Genomic DNA, 2,974 nt, shown 5'->3' with positions numbered 1-2,974 from the left:
CATTTACGCACCCTTAGAAGGGGGTTACGAGGGACGCTATCAAAGACGTTTACGGGCCACTGGTTACAATGTCCTGCATATCACCGCTAGAGGTCTAGGGGATTTAAGTGCCTATCTTACCGGCATTCATGGAGTCCGTCCCCCCCATTTAGGTAAAAAAAATATTGGTCGGGAAGCGGCCGTGGGACCGGTTTATTTTATTCCTCCCATTGCTACCTATCAATTGGAAAATTTACCCCCCAAATCTAAAGGTTTAGTGATTTGGATTATTGAAAGTTTTGTTTTATCCTCGGAAGAAAAACAATACTTAATTAATCTTAGTCAACAGGAACCCCGGTTAAAATTTGTCCTCGAGTTGGGTGGGGAAAGATATTTCCGTTGGCAACCTTTGAGCAAATCTTTAATCGCTGCCTAGAATTACCGAAATAACACGGTTATTGAAATATCTCCCCCTCAAACCCTCTCCCCGGAGAGGGAGACTTCAATTCTTGAGAGTTTGTTGTTCCTTTCTCACCCTTTGGTAGCTATTCATTTAATTTTCTTAATTTTGCGAGTTGGTCTAGGTGAATTTGCAATAATATGGGATATCGTTGCCGCAAAAAACCTAGGAGTTAGATCGTGACAGTAAGAGTTCGTATTGCCCCCAGTCCCACGGGAAATTTACACATTGGAACAGCGCGCACAGCCGTGTTTAACTGGCTTTTTGCCCATCATCACCAGGGTAAATTTATCTTGCGCGTGGAAGATACAGATTTAGAACGTTCTCGACCAGAATATACCGAAAATATTCAAGCGGGCCTACAATGGTTAGGATTGAATTGGGATGAAGGTCCTTTTTTTCAAACTCAACGCCTTAATTATTATCGTCAGGCCATTCAAACCCTGCTCGATCGAGGTTTAGCCTATCGTTGTTATTGTACCCCGGAAGAATTGGAAAAAATGCGGGAAGAACAAAAAGCCCGCAATCTTGCCCCCCGTTACGATAATCGTCATCGTTATCTCACCCCCGAACAACAAGCGCAATTCGAGCAAGCGGGGAGAAAAGCAGTAATTCGTTTTATTATTGATGATGATCGAGAAATTATTTGGCAGGATTTAATCCGGGAAAAAGTCATCTGGAAAGGTAGTGATTTAGGGGGGGATATGGTGATCGCTCGTACCTCGGAAAATACCGAGGAAAACTTCGGTCAGCCTCTCTATAATTTAGCGGTAGTTGTTGATGATATCGATATGGCAATTACCCATGTTATTCGTGGGGAAGATCACATCGCTAATACGGCTAAACAAATTCTTTTATACGAAGCTTTGGGGGCAAAAGTGCCGGAGTTTGCCCACACTCCTTTGATCTTAAATCAGGAGGGTCGTAAGTTATCTAAACGGGATGGAGTCACTTCGATCGATGATTTCCGAAAACTGGGTTTTTTGCCGCAAGCTTTGGTTAATTACATGACTCTCCTCGGTTGGACTCCTCCCGATTCTACTGAAGAAATTTTTACCCTTGAAACGGCCGCTAAAGTGTTTAGTTTAGAACGGGTAAATAAAGCGGGGGCAAAATTTGACTGGACTAAATTGGACTGGATTAATAGTCAATATCTCCATCGTTTAACCGGTGAGGAATTAGTGCCTTTACTCCTTCCTTACTGGCAAGAAGCAGGGTATAATTTTGCTGCTGAAACCGATCGAGCTTGGTTGATCGGTTTGGCTACTCTCATCGGTCCGAGTTTAACTCGTTTAAGCGATGCTGTCGCTGAAAGTCGCTTACTTTTAACCCCTCTGGCTAATTATAATCAGGAGGCTTTAAGTCAATTACAATTAGAGGGAGTTAAGGATATTATCAAGGATATTCTCGCCGCTATTACTCCCGATTTGACTGGAGAAGTTGCTAAGGGTATTGTGGAGACAACAACTAAAGCCCATCGGGTTAAAAAAGGTCTAGTGATGAAGTCTCTACGCGCCGCTTTGATGGGGGAGTTACACGGTCCGGATTTAATGCAGTCTTGGCTACTTCTTAATCAAAAAGGTTGGGATATATCCCGTCTTCAGCAAGCAGTAAATAGTTAAATTGATTGGCTATCAGTTATCAGAAAATTTCTCGTATATTAGGGTTGACAAATGCCCTAAGATTGCTATATACTTTCTAGTATAATGGGAATCCGTGTCGCCCTGCATACCCTGCTCGTGTCGGTCAAACTTTCTGCTAGGGGGACTGAGGGGATGGGGGCGGATTTTTCGATTTTTTCCCCTAGCTGTCAGGGACGATCTAGAAACTTTCTTAATTTTTAGGCATTATCCGCAACTTTTCCCTAAATATAGATTTGTTAATCTCCTGACAAAAACCTATGGGTGAAAAAAAACGAATTGGAATTCTCACCAGTGGTGGCGACTGTGCGGGTTTAAATGCCGCCATTCGTGCCGTTGTCCACCATGCCAGTGGCAATTATGGCTGGGAAGTGGTGGGTATTCGAGAAGCAACTAACGGATTAGTTAGCCGTCCCCCCAAAACCACGATCTTTGATATTGAAGGAGTTGATCGCCTGTTGGTGATGGGGGGAACAATTCTCGGTACTACCAATAAGGGGGATCCCTTCGCTTTCCCGATGCCGGATGGAACCGTGATCGATCGCTCTCAGGACATCATCGACGGCTATCATAGTCTAGGACTGGATGCCCTGATCGGCATCGGTGGCGATGGTAGTCTGGCGATTTTGCGCCGTATTGCCCAACAGGGAGGCATTAATCTGATTGGTATCCCCAAAACCATCGATAATGATGTGGGAGCTACAGAAGTCTCCATCGGCTTCGATACAGCTACTAATATCGCTACAGAAGCCCTCGATCGCCTCCATTTTACCGCCGCTAGTCATAACCGGGTGATGATTCTAGAAGTTATGGGTAGAGATGCCGGCCATATCGCCCTGGCTGCCGGTATTGCGGGGGGGGCCGATATCATTCTCATTCCCGAAATTCCCTACCG

The 2,974-nt window shown here is 44.7% G+C and carries 3 protein-coding genes; all 3 read left to right on the top strand.

What is annotated here, in order from left to right:
• The coding region (ndhN, locus tag IQ242_RS21280; RefSeq protein ID WP_193961321.1) for an NAD(P)H-quinone oxidoreductase subunit N at nt 1-415 on the top strand (415 nt) is incomplete at its 5' end.
• Nucleotides 416-618: 203 nt separating this feature from the next.
• Nucleotides 619-2,061 (top strand): glutamate--tRNA ligase, encoded by a 1,443-nt coding sequence (gltX, locus tag IQ242_RS21275; protein WP_193961320.1) that lies wholly within the window; start codon nt 619-621, stop codon nt 2,059-2,061.
• 278 nt (nt 2,062-2,339) lie between these two features.
• On the top strand, nt 2,340-2,974 hold a 635-nt coding region (locus IQ242_RS21270), incomplete at its 3' end, for an ATP-dependent 6-phosphofructokinase (protein WP_193961319.1).

Source organism: Microcystis sp. LEGE 08355 (assembly GCF_015207185.1).
In the GTDB taxonomy this organism is placed as follows: domain Bacteria; phylum Cyanobacteriota; class Cyanobacteriia; order Cyanobacteriales; family Microcystaceae; genus Microcystis; species Microcystis panniformis.
This window is presented reverse-complemented; position numbering and strand designations above follow the sequence as displayed.